This window comes from Streptomyces griseoloalbus (genome assembly GCA_014650015.1).
Taxonomy (GTDB): domain Bacteria; phylum Actinomycetota; class Actinomycetes; order Streptomycetales; family Streptomycetaceae; genus Streptomyces; species Streptomyces griseoloalbus.
Window position 1 is genome coordinate 235,661 of sequence record BMUD01000010.1, and the last position, 16,994, is coordinate 252,654.

General features: G+C 70.3%; 12 protein-coding genes and 1 pseudogene. 8 read left to right on the forward strand and 5 right to left on the reverse strand.

What is annotated here, in order from left to right:
- Positions 1–21 precede the first annotated feature (21 nt).
- Complete coding sequence (locus IE178_RS17765) at positions 22–780, reverse strand: trypsin-like serine peptidase (RefSeq protein WP_318280104.1); 759 nt, start codon at positions 778–780, stop codon at positions 22–24.
- 922 nt (positions 781–1,702) lie between these two features.
- Here IE178_RS17765 and IE178_RS17770 point away from each other — a divergent pair.
- Positions 1,703–2,485: a peptidoglycan recognition protein family protein gene (locus IE178_RS17770; RefSeq protein ID WP_193512991.1), complete on the forward strand. Its 783-nt coding sequence runs from the start codon at positions 1,703–1,705 to the stop codon at positions 2,483–2,485.
- Positions 2,486–2,745: 260 nt separating this feature from the next.
- Here the strand turns inward: IE178_RS17770 and IE178_RS17775 are convergent, their stop codons facing one another.
- Positions 2,746–4,803, reverse strand: coding sequence for a trypsin-like serine peptidase (locus tag IE178_RS17775; RefSeq protein WP_318280105.1), 2,058 nt, complete (start codon positions 4,801–4,803; stop codon positions 2,746–2,748).
- Positions 4,804–5,425: 622 nt separating this feature from the next.
- Between IE178_RS17775 and IE178_RS17780 the strand changes: the two genes are divergently transcribed.
- Both IE178_RS17780 and IE178_RS17785 read left to right on the forward strand, forming a co-directional pair.
- Positions 5,426–6,751, forward strand: a complete 1,326-nt coding sequence (locus tag IE178_RS17780; protein ID WP_184765278.1) for a S8 family serine peptidase — start codon at positions 5,426–5,428, stop codon at positions 6,749–6,751.
- Positions 6,748–6,996: a hypothetical protein gene (locus IE178_RS17785; protein WP_184765279.1), complete on the forward strand. Its 249-nt coding sequence runs from the start codon at positions 6,748–6,750 to the stop codon at positions 6,994–6,996. Before IE178_RS17780 ends, IE178_RS17785 begins: the two co-directional genes overlap by 4 nt.
- A 336-nt stretch (positions 6,997–7,332) precedes the next feature.
- Here IE178_RS17785 and IE178_RS17790 read toward each other — a convergent pair whose 3' ends face one another.
- Together IE178_RS17790 and IE178_RS17795 are read right to left on the reverse strand one after the other, a co-directional pair.
- Positions 7,333–8,634, reverse strand: a complete 1,302-nt coding sequence (locus IE178_RS17790) for a DEAD/DEAH box helicase (protein ID WP_318280106.1) — start codon at positions 8,632–8,634, stop codon at positions 7,333–7,335.
- 503 nt (positions 8,635–9,137) lie between these two features.
- Positions 9,138–10,151, reverse strand: a complete 1,014-nt coding sequence (locus IE178_RS17795) for a LacI family DNA-binding transcriptional regulator (RefSeq protein WP_184765280.1) — start codon at positions 10,149–10,151, stop codon at positions 9,138–9,140.
- Between the two features lie 303 nt (positions 10,152–10,454).
- On the opposite strand from IE178_RS17795, the gene IE178_RS17800 reads away from it, so the two are divergent.
- The 4 genes from IE178_RS17800 (at position 10,455) to IE178_RS17815 (ending at position 15,311) form a co-directional block, all read left to right on the forward strand.
- On the forward strand, positions 10,455–11,762 hold the full coding sequence (locus IE178_RS17800) for an ABC transporter substrate-binding protein (RefSeq protein WP_193512993.1): 1,308 nt from the start codon (positions 10,455–10,457) through the stop codon (positions 11,760–11,762).
- A 95-nt stretch (positions 11,763–11,857) separates the two neighbouring features.
- On the forward strand, positions 11,858–12,853 hold the full coding sequence (locus tag IE178_RS17805) for a carbohydrate ABC transporter permease (RefSeq protein ID WP_184765282.1): 996 nt from the start codon (positions 11,858–11,860) through the stop codon (positions 12,851–12,853).
- 12 nt (positions 12,854–12,865) lie between these two features.
- Positions 12,866–13,789: a carbohydrate ABC transporter permease gene (locus tag IE178_RS17810; RefSeq protein WP_193512994.1), complete on the forward strand. Its 924-nt coding sequence runs from the start codon at positions 12,866–12,868 to the stop codon at positions 13,787–13,789.
- Positions 13,790–13,871: 82 nt separating this feature from the next.
- Positions 13,872–15,311 (forward strand): GH1 family beta-glucosidase, encoded by a 1,440-nt coding sequence (locus IE178_RS17815; RefSeq protein WP_184765284.1) that lies wholly within the window; start codon positions 13,872–13,874, stop codon positions 15,309–15,311.
- A gap of 108 nt (positions 15,312–15,419) precedes the next feature.
- On the opposite strand, the gene IE178_RS17820 is transcribed toward IE178_RS17815, so the two are convergent.
- Positions 15,420–16,493: an alkene reductase gene (locus tag IE178_RS17820; RefSeq protein ID WP_193512995.1), complete on the reverse strand. Its 1,074-nt coding sequence runs from the start codon at positions 16,491–16,493 to the stop codon at positions 15,420–15,422.
- A 109-nt stretch (positions 16,494–16,602) separates the two neighbouring features.
- Between IE178_RS17820 and IE178_RS17825 the strand changes: the two are divergent.
- A pseudogene (locus IE178_RS17825) lies at positions 16,603–16,971 on the forward strand (MerR family transcriptional regulator); the annotation flags it as partial.
- Between the last annotated feature and the right edge of the window lie 23 nt (positions 16,972–16,994).

Below are 16,994 nucleotides of genomic sequence, written 5' to 3' on the forward strand. Positions count from 1 at the left end.
GCCCGAAAAGCCGGTGCGACCTCATGCCGACCAGGCCCTGAGGTTGTCGTACACCGCCCTCGTGATGCGGGTTCCGGAGTTCGTGGTGGGGCCGCCGTAGGCATGGACGGCGATGGCGTACCGGCCGTCGTTGTGCTCGCGGTACACGGCACTGCCGCTCTGCCCGCCGGCGGTGTCGATGTCGTAGTAGACCTTCAGGGCGTTGACGGAGCTGATGACGCGTGCGTCGTACCACTGGGTGCCCACCGGCTGGTCGCCGGGGTAACCGGAGATGTTTCCGCTGGTGCCCAACAGGTCGGCATCGGGCCAGACACCGAGTCCGAACCATCCGGTCGTGGAGCCGAGTTCGGTGGGGATGATGATCGCGCCGTAGTCGTGATTCTCGTCACCGGACTCGGTCCAGCCTTCGACGGAGCGGAAATTGGTGCTCGTGACGGAGCCGTACGGCAGGAACCCCGCATTGCGGCCGGGCATGACCTGGATGCTCTTCACCCAGCCGTCACATCCGGGGACGCCGCTGTTCTTGATGTGCACCACATGTCCGGCGGTGGCCAGAGTGTGCGGGCCGATGAACCAGCCGGTGCCGATCCACTGGGAGTTGTCGGCGGCGGTGATGAGCAGGGAGGAGTGCGCACGCCACGGGTAGTTCGCCGTGTCCGTGATCTGGACCCGGTCGTCGGGCCCGTGGACTGTCTCGATGGTGGCGGCGGCGGTCCCGAACGAGGCCTCACCGATGTCGTGCAGGGGGACGGATGGCGGGATCCACACTTTGGCAGCCACGTTCTCGGCGTGGACGTGGACGTGACCCGGCACTTTCTCCAGTCCGTTCGCGGTCAGGGGGCTTTCCGCGCCCGGCTCTCCCTTCGACGGCTCATGGAAGATCGCCGGCCCCTGAGTGAGATCCTCCCTCTCACCGGGCTGGTTGGAGACAGCCGTATGAGGATTACGAGTCATCAGGACTCCCTGAGGGGACTGGAGAAGATGCGGATCATGGAAACCCGCGGCGCTGCACGTCGCGCGCCGAGCGGCGAACTGCCGTAGCATCATTGCCTTCTCCTTTCCATGGAACAGCGGAACCGGAGTGATCGCCACATGGGCGGGGGGCCCGCACGCGTTCCGGTTGTTCACCGCCTGGTCGAGCCGCACCAGCCGTGGAGCAGGAAGCCACCGCGGCCCCGCCTCGGATCGGCGAGACTCGTCGTATCAGACGATCACCGGCCCCGCTCACCGCCGGTTCGATGGGACACCGCCGGTTCAGGTCGCCATGCGCCATGCGGTGAGCACTACCTCCCTGCCCCCGACCTCAGTCCCGGCGTCTGCGTACTATGGAAGGAGAGCCCATCCGCGATTCTGCGGTGACGGTCATGGTGGACATCGCGGTTCTGACGCCGACGGAGGCCACCGGCCGGACTCGCGGCAATCCGGGGAGAGCCGCGCGAAACTGTCGCCCCACCAGGATGACTCGGTGCGGCCGATGCCGAGACATGTCCGGTACCGCGTCGGCACCGGGTGAATCTCCGGACCGCCTGGAGAAGCGCACCGCGACCATGGGTGGCCGCCTGACGGAGCCCGGCCTCTCTTCGACTTCTCCGTTCCCGCGTGCGCGTGACTGTCCCCTGTGAACACCGGGCGGGACTCGTCGCCGGCGCCACCCGGCGGGCTCGGCGCCGCGCGTGTCCTCGGCAGCCGAAAGGAGAAGGCGATGGCCAGGTACCGCGAGGCCACATGGCTCCCCATACCCGAGAACACTGCCCAACCCCGCATCACCCCGACGCAGCTCATTCTGCACAGCGCCGCCGCGCCGTGGTCGCCGGAGCGCCTACGGGATTTCTGGAACGAGAGGGGTGTCGTCACCGAGAGCCACTTCGGCGTCGGGTACGACGGGGCGGTCGGACAGTTCGTGGACACCAACGTTCGTGCCGATGCCAACGCGTCCGCCAACAGCCGCGCCATCTCGGTCGAGAGCGCGGCCAACACGGAGAACAGTGACCCCTGGACTCCCCACCAGCTCGACACCCTGGTCGGGATCATGGTGTGGGCGCACCGGACCCACGGAATTCCGGCTCGTATCTGCCGTTCCGACACCGATCCCGGATTCGGCATCCACCGCATGTTCAGGACGTGGTCCCTCGGCGGGACGGAATGCCCGGGAAACGCACGCGCCAAGCAGTTCACCGACACGCTGTTCCCCAGGTTCCTGGGAGCAGCACTCGGGAACGTTCCCGCGCCGGCCGGCCCCGCCGTGAAACTGGAACATCTGAGGTACGGAGAAACCAACGGAGACGTCGCCGATCTCCAAAGGTCCCTCATCGAGCACGGCGAGGAGATACCCGCCGGGGTGACCGGCTACTACGGGGACCAGACCAGGGCCGCCGTCGCCTCGTTCCAGAGGAAACAGGGGTGGACCGGCTCGCATGCGGACGGCATTCCGGGGATCGAGACCTGTGAACGCCTTGAACTCAAGGTAGTCATGGCCAATTCATGAGTCGGCAGCGGACGATCGAGCGGTGAACCGGTCCCTCGACCACCCCGGCGGTCGTCGGTCCGGTTGAGGGCAGGTTCGCCCCGGGAGGTCCCGGACCGGTCGGCGAACCGTTCCGTCGGCGGTCCGGGCCGGTCGTCGCGAGGGTCACGACTCACCCGGCGCCCTCGGCGACGTGGTGTCCGGGGCCGCCGGTGGAGTCGGTCGCGGTCTGCCCGGGGGCCTCCCGCGGCAGCGTGAGCAGCGTGATCGCCCACCGCTGTTCAGCCGACGAGGTGACTGCCGATGGACCGGGCGACTTCATCGTGGGCGAGGTACTCCGTGATGCTGTGGGCCCGGTCGCGGGCGTTGACGACGGCGAGGTCCGTCGGGCCGTCCGCCCAGTCGTCGGCCAGCGGGCATCCGATGGCCACCGCGTCGGTCGGGCACCACGCGTTCAGCCAGTCCGCCACCCTCTCCGGGGTTTTCGGCCCGCCGGACAGCAGCCGGCGGTACACGCTGTTCATCCCGAGAGGACTGCCCACCGTGGTCAGGTGGACGACCTCCACACCGGGCGACAGCCGAGTCAGGAGATCCATGCCGACCACCGTGCCCAGACTGTGGCTGACGAGCACCATCTCGCCCTCGTCCGGCACTGTCTCGAGTACGCAGCCCAGGACCTCCTCGCGGATCCGCTGGTCGTCGAGGTAGGCGGCCACGTCGCGGAAGACGAGGGAGATGGTCCATGCGTCGAGTTCGCTTCTGGCCGCCAGCCAGCCCAGACGCCGCCACACGGCGCCGACCGTGGGGTCCATATTCAGTCTCTCGTCGGCCTGCTGCGTCTCGGGCGGTATGTACCACTTGGCGGAGGCCTCGCCGATGATCTCCTCGTACACCGTCCGGGTGGTGGGGGACTCTGGTGTGCCGGCTGTAGGCGCCTCGGTGTCCAAGGCAACGGACTCGTGCATTCCGATGGCCTGCACCAGCCGGTCGCCGTAGAACGGGAACCAGATGTCCGCGGGATCGACTGTCGGCAGCCCGTCCCGGACGAGCCCTTGGTTGAGCCCCGCGGCCCATTGCCGCCGCAACGCGTTGGGGTCCTTGCCCTGCTGGGCGCGACCGTGCAGGAAGACGAGATGCCGCCTGCCGCCGAACGCGCTGTCCCGGGCGCGCAGCCCCGTCGCACGGGGGGCGACCGCCTCGACGGACGACCGCCCGACGGGAGCGGAGAGGGCAGTCGGCCCGGCGACGGCATCAGTGGTCGCGGGGACCGGCCCGGCGACGGCACCGGCGGCTCCGACGGCAGCAAGGGGACCGCCCAGCCCCGACTCCGGCCCCATGCCGGCCAGCAACTCCCGCTGCCCGGGGGTGAGCGGCAGCGACGCGACGTGCTTCAGGACGGAACTGATGCGCACCCCCTCGTTGGACACCCAGTCGATGGTGTCGTCGCCGTCGCCGGGCTGCCAGACCCGGCCGTCGGGGCGCAGGGTACGGCCCTGTTCATCGGTCCTGGGCACGCCGCTGTGGTGAAGGGCGATGACCTCCCACTGGTCGTTGAAGACCGGGGAGCCCGAGTTCCCGGGCTCGGTGTCCGTGCGGTAGTGGATGAAGTCGTCCAGGCGCACTTGCAGGGCGTTGTCACGTACGGCGATCTCCTTCAACCGTCCCATCGGGTGGCCGATGATGTTCACCGGCTCGCCGATCACCAGCTTGCCCATCTGGGTGCTGAGCCGGTGCCAGCCGAAGGCCTCACCCGGTGGCTTCTCGCCGGGGCCGGGGGCGACCGCGACCAGGGCGAAGTCGAGACGCTTGTCCGCCGTGAAGAAGCCGTCCGGGTCGAACTCCAGCCGGGTCGGCGGCTGCGGGGTGTTGTCGACGGTGACCTGGGCGTCGAACTCCACGAAGCAGTGCCGAGCGGCGTCCGCGTCGGGGAGGACATGATGGTTCGTCATCAGGAGGACCGGCGACACCAGGAAGCCGGTGCCGATCGGCAGCTCGCGACCGTTCTCCCGTGCCGAGATCCGGGCGATGCTGCGTGCCGCCCTGGCGCCGCGCGGCAGGAAGCTCCATGCCTGCAGTTCCTTGGACACGCCGAGGATTCGCTCGAACGCGGCGGACGGCGCCAGCGGTTCGGCGCGGACCGCCTCCATCACCATGGCGGCCGGCACGGCCTGCCGGTCGAGCAGGCGGGCCGCCCGCACCGCCAGTGCTTCCGGTGAATCGGGGAAACTGACGCCGGCCTCCTGCTGCCGCTCGACCTCTTGGCGCTGCTCGCTGGTCTCGTCGTACCGGGCGGCGGCGGCCGCCGCCTGGTGCTCCCGCTCATCGCGGGACCTGTTCATGACTTCCATGATCTTCACCGTCCTTGGAGGGGGCGAACGGCACGAGGGGGATCACCGGCCGGCAAGAGCCACCCGGCCCGTCCGACGTTCGCCCGGAGGCAGGACGCCGTGGGGGACGCGAACCGGGCTCGTAGCGGTGTTCCTCCACAAGGCCTTGAGGTGGTTCGGCGGGGCCGGAGAAGTCGTGTCGTCCCCGCGGCCGTCGGGGCGAGCCCGACTCGGTCCGTCGGCCCGCGCCGCGCGTATCGCACGGGCGAAAGGTGGCCGAGGGGCTGCGCCGACGGGCAGGACGACCGGCGAACGCCGGGTCGGCCGGGCCGCATGCCCGCTCCCTTCCATGGTGCGCCTCGTGAGGAAGCACGTCGACCCACGGCGGCCGGCCCTGAATGCCGCAGGCCGACGTGTTCTCCCCCTGCAACTCACCCGGGGGAAGGCCGCCCGCCGGCCCACGAAGCGCCTTGCGGGCTTTCGCGGGCAGGAGGATCGTGGTAAAGGAGCCGACCGAATCATCGGCGAACGCGGCATCGTGCCGCGGCACGGCAGACCCGCCGAATCGCATACCGAGCCCCGCCGTGCAACGGCGCGAGTCCGCGACCGGACAGCGCACAGAGCGGAGAAGGCAATGAACGGGCCGACCGGCGACCCCCGGGCGAACAGCCCGAGCGGGCCGAAGCTCACAGGAAACGCGAAACGGACATACACCGGCCGGTATGTGGTCCTCCTGGACCAGAGGGAGCCGAACCAGGGCCTGGAAACCCTGCGTTCCGCCGCCGGCATCACCACGGTCGAGCGGGTGTCGGGAGCCGCCCCCGACGACTCCACACAGCTCCTCGCCCGCGCCGACGCCTCGGTGCTCTTCGACAACCTCGGCGTAGCGGTGGTCGAGACCGAACCGGACCAGCGGCACGCGCTGGTGACCGCGGCCGAGGCGGACCCCACCATCATCGCGGCGGAGCCGGAACGCTACGTGTACGCCTCGGTCATCACCGAGGCCGAACGGACGACGACGCACTTCTTCCCGGCATACCGGAGCGACGACGAGGAGATCGCCCGGCAGGCCAGGGCCAGAGCTGCCGTGTTCATCGGACCCGCCTGGGACGAAATGAACACCACGTGGGGTATTCAGGCGATCCGGGCCAACTCCTCCACACTGACCGGACACGACGTCAAGATCGCCGTACTGGACACCGGCGTGGACACCGACCACCCGGACCTGACCGGGTGTGTGAAGGAAACGGCCTCGTTCGTCCCGGGCGAGACAGTCGACGACGGCAACGGCCACGGCACGCACTGCATCGGCACCGTGGCAGGCCCGGCCGACCCGGCGAACGCCATTCGTTACGGGGTCGCCGTTGGAGCCGGAGTCCTCGCCGGCAAGGTACTCAGCAATGAGGGCGAGGGAACGGACGGCCAGATCCTGGCAGGCATGTCATGGGCCGTGTCCCGCGGTGCCCGGGTGATCTCCTTGTCGCTCGGCGCGGAGGCCGAACCGGGTGAGCCCTTCCCGCAGACCTACGAGAACGTGGCCCTGCGCGCTCTCCGGCTCGGCACGGTGGTGGTCGCCGCGGCCGGGAACGAGAGCAGGCGGCCGGGCATGGTCAAGCCGGTCGGCAGGCCCGCCAACTGCCCGTCCATTCTCGCCGTCGCGGCGCTGGGCCAGGATCTGGCCACCGCGTACTTCTCGTGCGGCGCCATCAACGGCGAGGGCGGCGAGGTGAACATCGCCGCGCCCGGTGTGGGCGTGCTCTCGGCGGCCCCCGGCGGCACGTACGCGACGATGGCGGGCACCAGTATGGCCACACCCCATGTCGCGGGCGCCCTCGCGCTGTTCGCCGAGGCGCACCCCGACGACTCGGCGGACGAACTGTGCGGACGCCTGCTGTCCAGTGCCCACCCACTGCCGCAGCCTGTCGAGGACATCGGCACCGGACTGCTCCAGGCTCCGTGAGCGGGGCGGACACCTCCCCTCAGGTCGGGGTCATTCTCTCCGTCGACCCCGACCGGTTCACGCGGACGGTGGAGGCCGCCCGCCGGGCAGGGCTGCACGTGACGAGCGAACAGCCGCTGCTCGGCTCCCTGTCGGGGACCGTGGCGGAGAACCGCATCCCCGCCCTGGCCGCCGTCGACGGCGTTCTGTCGGTGGACCGCGACCGCCCGGTCTCCCTGCCGCCCCCCGACACACCGGTCCCATAACCTCGTTCGCCGGCCGGGGCGTGCAACCGAGCGGCGGCGAGGCAGGGGCCATGAACGGCACCGGTCACAGCGGCCGCGGGGGTCCCGCCGAGGACGGACTCCGGATACTCGTCGGGGACGTCGGGGACGTCGGGGACGTCGGGGACGGCTGCGGGACGGCTGCGGGACGGCTGCGGGACGGCCGCGGGGCGGCGGCGACGGCTGCCGTGCCCAAGGGCGCAGCGGCAGCCGTCGACGGGCGGATTGTGTCAACAGTCCGTCGACGGGGGCCTGTTTGGCACCATCAGCCGGAGCCCCGGGCAACGCACTTCCGGTCCAGCGGCTTTCCGCGCCTGGTCAGCGGCCCTTGCGTACCCGGGCCGCCGCGCGGGCTTCCGCGGTCCTGCGGGCCTCGGCGGTCTTGCGGGACTCCTTCGAGGCTCGGCCCGGACGGGTGCCGAGACCGCGGAAGGGGGCGTTGCCGCCGCTGTCTCTCGCTCCGGCCGGCGGGCGCTTCGCGCCGGTGATGGCGGTCAGCTTCTCCTCACCGGAGCGCACCGGGGTGACCGTCGGCCGGATCCCGGCCTCGGACATCATCCGGTTCACGTCGCTCCGCTGCCCGGGAGTGACCAGGGTGACCACGCTCCCGGACCGCCCGGCGCGCGCCGTGCGACCGCCACGGTGCAGGTAGTCCTTGGCGTCGGCCGGCGGATCGACGTTGACGACGAGGTCGAGCGCGTCGACGTGGATGCCCCGTGCCGCGACGTTGGTGGCCACCAGCACGGTGATCTCACCGTCCACGAACCGGCCGAGCGTGTGCGTGCGCTGCGGCTGCGACTTCCCGCTGTGCAGGGCCGCCGCCCGCAGGCCGCTGGCCCGCAGGTGACGGGTGAACTGGTCGACGCCGGCCTTGGTGTCCAGGAACATCAGCACCCGGCCGTCCCGTGCGGCGATCTCGGTCGCGGTGGCGTACTTGTCGGCGGGGTGAATCGTCAGGACGTGGTGTTCCATCGTGGTGACCGAGCCCGCCACCGGGTCGACCGACGCGAGAACCGGCTCACGCAGGTGGCTCCGCACCAACTGGTCGACGTCGCGGTCGAGTGTGGCGGAGAACAGCAGCCGCTGCCCGTCGGAGGGCACCTGGTCCAGGATGTCCGAGACCTGCGGCAGGAACCCCAGGTCACACATCTGGTCCGCCTCGTCCAGCACCGTGATCCGTACGCGATCCAGGTGGCATTCCCGGCGCGACACCAGGTCGGCCAGCCGTCCCGGCGTCGCGATGACCACGTCGACGCCGTTCCGCAGCAGCGCCGTCTGCCGGTTGATCGACAGCCCGCCGACCACCGTCGCCAGCCGCACGTTCAGCGCCTGCGCGTACGGCGCCAGCGCGTCGCTCACCTGCTGCGCGAGTTCTCGCGTCGACACCAGGACCAGTGCGAGCGGCCGCTTCGGCACCGCGCGCAGGCCTGCCGTCCGGACGAGCAGGGCGAGCCCGAAGGCCAGCGTCTTGCCGGAGCCGGTGCGCGCGCGGCCGAGGACGTCGCGCCCGGCCAACGCGTCGGGCAAAGCCGCTGCCTGGATCGGGAACGGCTTCGTCACGCCGAGGCCGGTCATCGTCTTCAACAGCTCCGGCGGCAGCCCGAGCGCGTCGAAGGACACGGCCGGTGGCCGGCCCGGTGATACAGCTTGCGCCGGGAACCCGTCCTGTGGCGCTGTCGCTCGCCGGGACCCGCCGGCCCGGGCGACTCCGGGGACAGACTGCTTCGCGTTGATGGGGAACCTTCCTGATCAGGCGCCCGGAACGCACCGGGCCCGTACCCCTCGGTACGGGCCCCGGTGCTTCGAAGCGTCGTCCCAGCCTACCAGTGGGCACCGGGGCGCCCGCCGGACCGCGCAGGCTGCGGACCGGCGGTCCCGCGGGCACGGATGCCCTGTTCGGCGCCCCGAGGCGGTCGCCGGTGGCGGACTGCTCCGCCCGCCCCGCGTCGGAGCCGGCGTCCCGCCCGGCGGCAGGCGCGGGGCCCGTCAGTTCCGCCCTCGTGCACCGCTGCCCCGCCCCGCCCGTGCCCAGTCCCTGGTCCCTCCGGCGCAGACGCCGGCGAGCCGCGGCCCGCCGCTGCCGCTACAGGAGGAGAACCAGCTCGAATTGGCTGACCGGAGTACTAGGACGACTCGCGCACCACCAGTTCCGTCGGCAGCGTCAGCTGCTGCCGAGGTGCACCGTGCTGGGTGATGTCGGTGAGGATCCGGGCCATCGTCCGGCCCAGTTCCTCCACCGGCTGACGTACCGTCGTCAGAGGCGGACTGGTGTGGCGGGCGAGGACGGAATCCTCGAATCCGACGACGGCGACATCGCCGGGCACCTGTCGTTTCCGACGGCGCAGTTCGGCCAGGGCACCGACCGCCATGAGGTCGGAGGCGGCGAAGACGGCGTCCAGATCGGGGGCGCGTTCAAGAAGCGAACGCATGGCGCGGCTGCCGCCCTCCTCCGTGAAGTCCCCCGTCTCGACCAGGAGTTCGTTCGCCGTCAGACCCGCCTCGTCATGGGCGGTACGCCATCCGGCGAGCCGGCTGCGGCCGACGTCCATGTCCTGGGGGCCGGTGATCGTGGCGATCCTCGTCCTGCCGCTGCGCAGCAGATGCCGGACTGCCTCGGCGGCCCCTCCGGCGTTGTCGGAGTTGACGTAGCTCAGCTGTTCGCCCGCGTCCCGGCGGCCGGCCAGTACGGTGGGCAGGCCCATCTCCTCCAGCATGCCGGGCAGCCGGTCCTCGGAGTGGACGGAGACCAGGAGGACGCCGTCCACGCGGCGCGTGGCCACCGACTCGGTCAGCTGGTCCCGCTCGGCCTGGTCGCGCACGAGCATGAGCTGCAGCTGAGTCCGGCTTTCGGCGAGGGCGCCGCTCACGCCCCGGATCAACGCGGCGAAGAACGGCTCCGAGCCGAGCCGGCTCTCCGATTCCGGGATCACCAGGGCCACGGCGTTGGTGCGGTTGGTGACCAGGCCACGGGCGACCGAGTTGGGAACGTAGTTGAGCTCCTTGATCGCCGCCAGGACTCTGCTGCGGGCGTCGGCGCTGACCAGATCGGAGCCGTTGACAACGCGGGAGACCGTGGTGCGACCGACGCCGGCACGGGCGGCGACCGTTTTGATCGTGGGCCGGCGGTTCCCAGCCATGCACTCCCCTCCCTCGGCGGCCGCGGCGGTGCCGGCCGCGGGGGTGACCAGCGGCAATTGTTGCAGATGCCGCCGTGGACGGAGCACCCCCCAAGTTGTCGAACCGGGTTCCGGGCAGCAGGGCCGGAGGAGGAGTTGGTTTCAAGTTATTGACAGATCGGCTCTCGAGCACGAGTCTTCGATGCGCCGGTGGGAACGTGCCCACCGTTGATTGGGCACGTTCCCATCCGATTGTCAGAGCCGCTGTAGTCATCGCAGAAGTCGTCACTCCGATGTGTCAGCGCCGTCGCTAGGAGGAGATCCATGGGCACTTTCGGTTCGTTGCGCACGAGGGCGGTGGCAACAGTCGCGGCCGCCGGTGCGCTGGCGCTCGTCGTCGGCTGCGGCGGCAGTGACGATTCGGTCACCGGTGGTGGCAAGAAGGACGGCAAGGTCGTCATCACCATGGGCCTGTACGGGGTGATGGGCATCAAGGAAACGGGCCTCCTCGAGCAGTACGAGAAGGAGAACCCCGATGTCGACATCAAGGCCGAGATCGCCGGTGACGAGCAGACGTACTACACCGCGCTGCAGACCAGGCTCGCCGCGGGCAACGGTCTGAAGGACATCCAGGGCATCGAGATCGGCCGGGCCAAGGAGATCACCGAGACCCAGTCGGACAAGTTCGCGGACTTCGCCGGCATGGCGGGTACCGAGCACTTCCTGCCCTGGAAGGAGTCCCAGATCAGCACCGAGGACGGCAAGGTGCTGGGCCTGGGCACCGACATCGGCCCGATGGCCGTCTGCTACCGCAAGGACTACTTCGAGAAGGCGGGCCTGCCCACCGACCGCGAGGAGGTCGCCAAGCTGTGGGAGGGCGACTGGACGAAGTACGTCGAGGTCGGCCGCACCTTCAAGAAGGACTTCAAGGGTAAGGACGTGGCCTACATGGACGCGGCCAGCGGCCTGTTCAACGCCACGGTCTACGGCTACCCCGAGCAGTACTACGACGACAAGGGCGAGCTGATCTACGACAAGAACCCGGCCGTCAAGGAGGCCTGGAACCTCGCCGCCGACGCCGCCGAGGCCGGGCTCACCGCCAAGCTGCGCCAGTTCCAGCCGGGTTGGGACCCCGGGCTCGCCAACGGCACGTTCGCGACCGCGGTGTGCCCGGCCTGGATGCTCAGCCACATCAGTGAGAAGGCCGGTGAGGCGAACAAGGGCAAGTGGGACGTCGCCAGGGCGCCCAAGGGCGCCAACTGGGGCGGCTCCTTCCTCGGCGTGATCGAGAAGAGCCCGGTGAAGGAGGAGGCCAAGAAGCTCGTCGCCTGGCTGACCGCGCCGGAACAGCAGGCCCACATCTTCAAGGAACTGGGCAACATCCCGTCCTCGCAGAAGGCGCTGGACGCCGACGACGTGAAGAACGCGACGTCGGAGTACTTCGACAACGCGCCGATCGGCCAGATCTTCGGCGCCGCCGCCCAGGAGATCCCGGACAAGCAGGTCCTCGGCCGCAAGGACGGCACGATCAAGGACACCTTCTCCCAGGGCCTGGCCCTGGTCGAGCAGGGAACCTCGCGTGACGAGGCGTGGAAGACCACCACGGAGCGCATCGAGAAGGCGGTCGGCTGACCGGTCGCCCCTGCGGCCGCCCGGGCCCGCTCGCAACCTGCCGACGGGCGGGCCCGGGGCCCGGCTCACACATCCGCTCTCAGGAAGGAAGTCCGGTGGCCACCTCCACCACCAAGGCGCCGGCCGGCGAGGAGCCGCCAGGCCCGCCCGGCAAGACGGGCGGCGAGGGAACCGCCCCACGGCGACGCGGCGCGCTGCTGCACCGCCTGGACATCAAGGGCGCTCCGTACGCGTTCGTCGCGCCGTTCTTCGTCGTCTTCGCCGCGTTCAGTTTCTACCCCCTCGTCTACACCTCGTGGATCTCCCTGCACCGGGTCGAACTCGCCACCCTCGACGTCATGGAGTGGGTCGCGTTCGACAACTACGTCGAACTCTGGGGCGATTCACGGTTCTGGAACGCACTGCAGAACACCATCACCATCGGCGTCATCTCCACCGTGCCGCAGCTGCTGATGGCGCTCGGTCTGGCGCACCTGCTCAACTACCGGATGCGGGCCTCGCTGTTCTTCCGCGTCGCCTCGCTGGTCCCGTACGCCACCTCGGTCGCCGCCGCGGCCCTGGTGTTCACCATGATCTTCGAGCGCGACTTCGGCATGATCAACTGGGCGCTCGGCTCGGTCGGCATCGACCCGGTGGACTGGGAGGCCGACAAATGGCCCGCCCAGGTCGCGATCTCCACCATCGTCATCTGGCGCTGGACCGGCTACAACGCACTGCTCTACCTGGCCGCCATGCAGGCCATCCCCGCCGACCGGTACGAGGCGGCCTCCCTCGACGGAGCCTCCCGGTGGCAGCAGTTCACCCACGTCACCGTGCCCGGGATCCGCTCCACCATCGTCTTCACCATCGTGCTCTCCACGATCGGCGCCACCCAGCTGTTCGGTGAACCGCTGATCTTCGGCCAGGGGCCCAACGGTGTCACCGGCGGCGCGGACAACCAGTACCAGACGCTGGGCCTGCTGCTGTACGAGGAGGGCTGGAAGAACTACCAGATGGGCCGCTCGGCGACCGTCGCCTGGGCGATGTTCCTGCTGCTCGTCCTCGTCTTCGTGGTGCAGCGCCTGACCAAGCGCCTGCGCCGTACGTCCTGACCTGGAGTCGTCATGACCACCCACAGCCTCCCGGCCCGGACGGACGCCCCGGCCCGGACCCCCGTCGAGAAACCGCCCGGCCGCGGCGGCCGCCGGCTGCTGCGCCAGCGTGCCGGCCGCCAGCACCACGCGGGCCCGCTCGCCTATGTCCTGCTCGTCATCATGGCGGTGCTGTCGATCTTCCCGCTGTACTGGACGATGGTGGCGGCCTCGACCGACAACACCCGCGTCAGCCAGACGCCGCCGCCGTTCCTGCCCGGCCCGAACCTGTTCAGCAACCTCGCCCGGGCCTGGGACGAGGCGGCACTGGGCAAGGCGATGATGAACAGCCTCGTCGTGGCCGGGGTGATCGCCCTGTCCACGGTGATGTTCGCGACGCTCGCCGGGTTCGCCTTCGCCAAGCTGCGGTTCAAGGGGCGCAACGCCCTGCTCATGCTGGTGATCGGCACCATGATGGTGCCGCCGCAGCTCGGCGTCGTACCGCTGTTCATGATGATGTCCGAGCTGGGCTGGTCGCAGCAGCTGCCCGCCGTCATCTTCCCCACGCTGGTGAGCGCGGTCGGGGTCTTCTTCATGCGGCAGTACCTGTCCGAGGCGCTGCCGGACGAACTCGTCGAGGCCGGACGCGTGGACGGGGCGCACTCGCTGCGGATCTTCTGGAGCATCGTGCTGCCCGTCGCACGGCCCGCCATGGCGGTCCTGTTCATGATCACGTTCGTGCACGCGTGGAACGACTTCTTCTGGCCGTTCGTGGTGCTCGACATGACCAACCCGACCGTCCCCGTCGCACTCACCCAGCTCAGCGCGGGCTATGTCCGCGACCAGTCGCTGATCATGGCGGGCGCGTTGCTCGGCACGCTGCCCCTGCTGGCGATGTTCATCGTCTTCGGCCGCCAGATCGTCAGCGGCATCATGGCGGGCGCCGTCAAGGGCTGACCCGCCGCGCCGGCCCGGCGCGGACCCGCACCCCCCTGGCCTTCGCGCGCCCGCGAACAGCCCCTCTCCAGAAAGGACCTACGTGGTCACCGCAGCACAGCAGACCGCGTCCGCCCCGGACGCCGCCCGTACCTTCCCCAAGGGCTTCCTCTGGGGCTCCGCGACCGCCTCCTACCAGATCGAGGGGGCCGCCGCCGAGGACGGCCGTACACCGTCCATCTGGGACACCTACGCCCGCACCCCCGGCCGGGTCCGCAACGGCGACACCGGTGACATCGCCACCGACCACTACCACCGCTGGCGCGAGGACGTCGCGCTCATGGCCGAACTCGGCCTGGAGGCCTACCGTTTCTCCCTCGCCTGGCCCCGGATCCAGCCCACCGGCCGCGGCCCCGCGGTCCAGAAGGGCCTGGACTTCTACCGGCGCCTCGTCGACGAACTGCTGGACAAGGGCATCCAGCCCGTCGCCACCCTCTACCACTGGGACCTGCCGCAGGAGCTGGAGGACGCCGGAGGCTGGCCCGAGCGCGCCACGGCGGAGCGGTTCGCGGAGTACGCGGCCCTCGCCGCGGACGCCCTCGGTGACCGGGTGAAGACCTGGACCACCCTCAACGAGCCCTGGTGCAGCGCCTTCCTCGGCTACGGCTCCGGCGTGCACGCACCCGGCCGCACCGACCCGGTCGCCGCGCTGCGCGCCGCCCACCACCTCAACCTGGCCCACGGCCTGGCCGTCCAGGCACTGCGCGACCGCGTTCCCGCCGACGCCCAGTGCTCGGTCACGCTCAACATCCACCACGTCCGCCCGCTCACCGGCAGTGACGCCGACGCCGACGCGGTCCGCCGGATCGACGCGCTCGCCAACCGGGTCTTCACCGGCCCGATGCTGCGGGGTGCCTACCCGGAGGACCTGCTCAAGGACACCGCCGCGCTGACCGACTGGTCCTTCGTACGCGACGGGGACCTGGAGCGGATCCGTCAGCCGCTGGACTTCCTCGGCGTCAACTACTACAGCCCCACCCTCGTGTCGGAGGGCGACGGCAGCGGCACCCACAACGCCGACGGACACGGCAGGAGCGAACACAGCCCCTGGCCGGGGTCCGACCGGGTCGCCTTCCACCAGCCGCCCGGCGAGACCACCGCCATGGGCTGGGCCGTCGACCCCACCGGCCTGTACGAGCTGCTGCGCCGACTGTCGTCGGACTTCCCGCGGCTGCCGCTGGTCATCACGGAGAACGGTGCCGCGTTCGACGACTACGCCGACCCCGCCGGCCAGGTCAACGACCCCGCCCGGATCTCCTACCTGCGCGGTCATCTGGCCGCCGTCCACCAGGCCATCGCGGACGGTGCGGATGTGCGCGGCTACTTCCTCTGGTCGCTGCTGGACAACTTCGAGTGGGCACACGGCTACAGCAAGCGCTTCGGTGCCGTCTACGTGGACTACCCGACCGGGACGCGCATCCCGAAGGCCAGCGCCCGCTGGTACTCCGAGGTCGTCCGCACCGGTGTCCTGCCCGGCGCCTGACCGGGTTCGGCAGGGCATCGGACTCCCGCCCCGCACGGTGCCGCACCACGGACGCGCCCCCGCACCTCCGCATGCCGAGGGTGCGGGGGCGGGCCGCGTTCACCGGGATCAGGCCGTGTACTGGTAGGCGGAGTAGGTCAGATAGCCCGCGTCACCGCCCTGGTAGTAGGTGGCCTCGTCCACGGGAGCGATCGGGAGTCCGGTGCGCAGTCGCTCGACCAGATCGGGGTTGGCGATGAACGCGCGACCGAAGCTGATGAGGTCGGCTCCCAGCCCGAGCCAGTGGTCGGCCTCGGTACGGCCGGTCTGCTTGGGACCCATCGGAAGCACCGGATTCATGATGAGAGTGCCCGGCCATGCGCGTCGCAGGCCGATCAGCACCTCTTCCTCGGCGGTGGCCTCGAGATGGACGTAGGCCACTTCGAGGCGGGCCAGCTCGGTCAGGAGCATGGCGTAGAGCTCGGGAACGTCGGTCTCCTCGACTCCCCAGAACGTCCCGCCGGGAGAGAGGCGGATGCCGGTCCGGTCCGCGCCGACGGCCTCGACGGTCGCGGACACCGCCTCGACCGCGAACCGGACTCGGCCCGTCAAGGACCCTCCGTAGCGGTCCGTGCGGAGGTTGGCGTTCGACGAGAGGAACTGCGAGATCAGATAGCCGTTGGCGCCGTGCAGTTCCACGCCGTCGAAACCGGCGTCGACGGCCCGGCGGGCGGCTTGGGCGTACGCCAGGGCGTGCTCGGGTACTTCCGCGGTGTCCAGGGCACGCGGAGTCGGCGCGGGCTGGGGCCCGGTCGGCGTGAACACTTCACCGACGGCAGGGACGGCCGAGGGACCGACGGGCCGCATACCCGTGGTGTCGGGATGCGAGACCCTCCCGCCGTGCATGAGCTGAGCGAAGACGCGGCCGCCGTTGGTGTGCACGGCGTCGGTCACCTGGCGCCACGAGGCGACCTGCTCATCGGTGTGCAGCCCCGGTGTTCCGGGATTCGACTGTCCGACCAGGCTCGGCTGCACCCCCTCGGTCACGATCAGCCCGGCCGTCGCACGCTGGGCGTAGTAGGCCGCCATCGACGGCGTCGCCAGACCACCGGCAGCAGCCCGTACCCGCGTCATCGGGGCCATCACCACACGGTTGGGCAACCTCAGTTCACCGAGCTGATGGCTGTCGAAAAGGCTCGTCATGTCGCACTCCCTTGCGATTCCTGGTGCTTGGTCGAACACGCGACTACGCTAAAACCTCACATTGATGTCAGAGGCAAGAGATGTGCCGCAGATCATACCTAGGAGGCGTATGCGCATCGGGGAGTTCGCGTCGCGAGCGGGCGTAAGCGTCCGGTCCGTGCGCTACTACGAGGAGCAGGGGCTGCTCACCAGCACCCGCAGCGCCAGCGGGCAGCGGCACTACTCGGACGACCAGGTCGAGCGGGTCGCGTTCATCCAGCGGCTGTACGCCGCAGGTTTGTCCAGCCGGACCGTCGCCGACCTGTTGCCCTGCGTCGATGCGCCCAGCGCGGAGCATTCCGACGCCGCGCTGGAGCGGATGGCGCAGGAGCGGGACCGGCTCACCGAGCACATCGCCGCTCTCCTGCACACCCGGGACGCACTGGACGGGCTGGTGGCCACGGCCCGGGCCCACCGGGCGAGCCTGCGCCAGCCGGCGGTGCGTGCCGCGGCCGCGGTCCG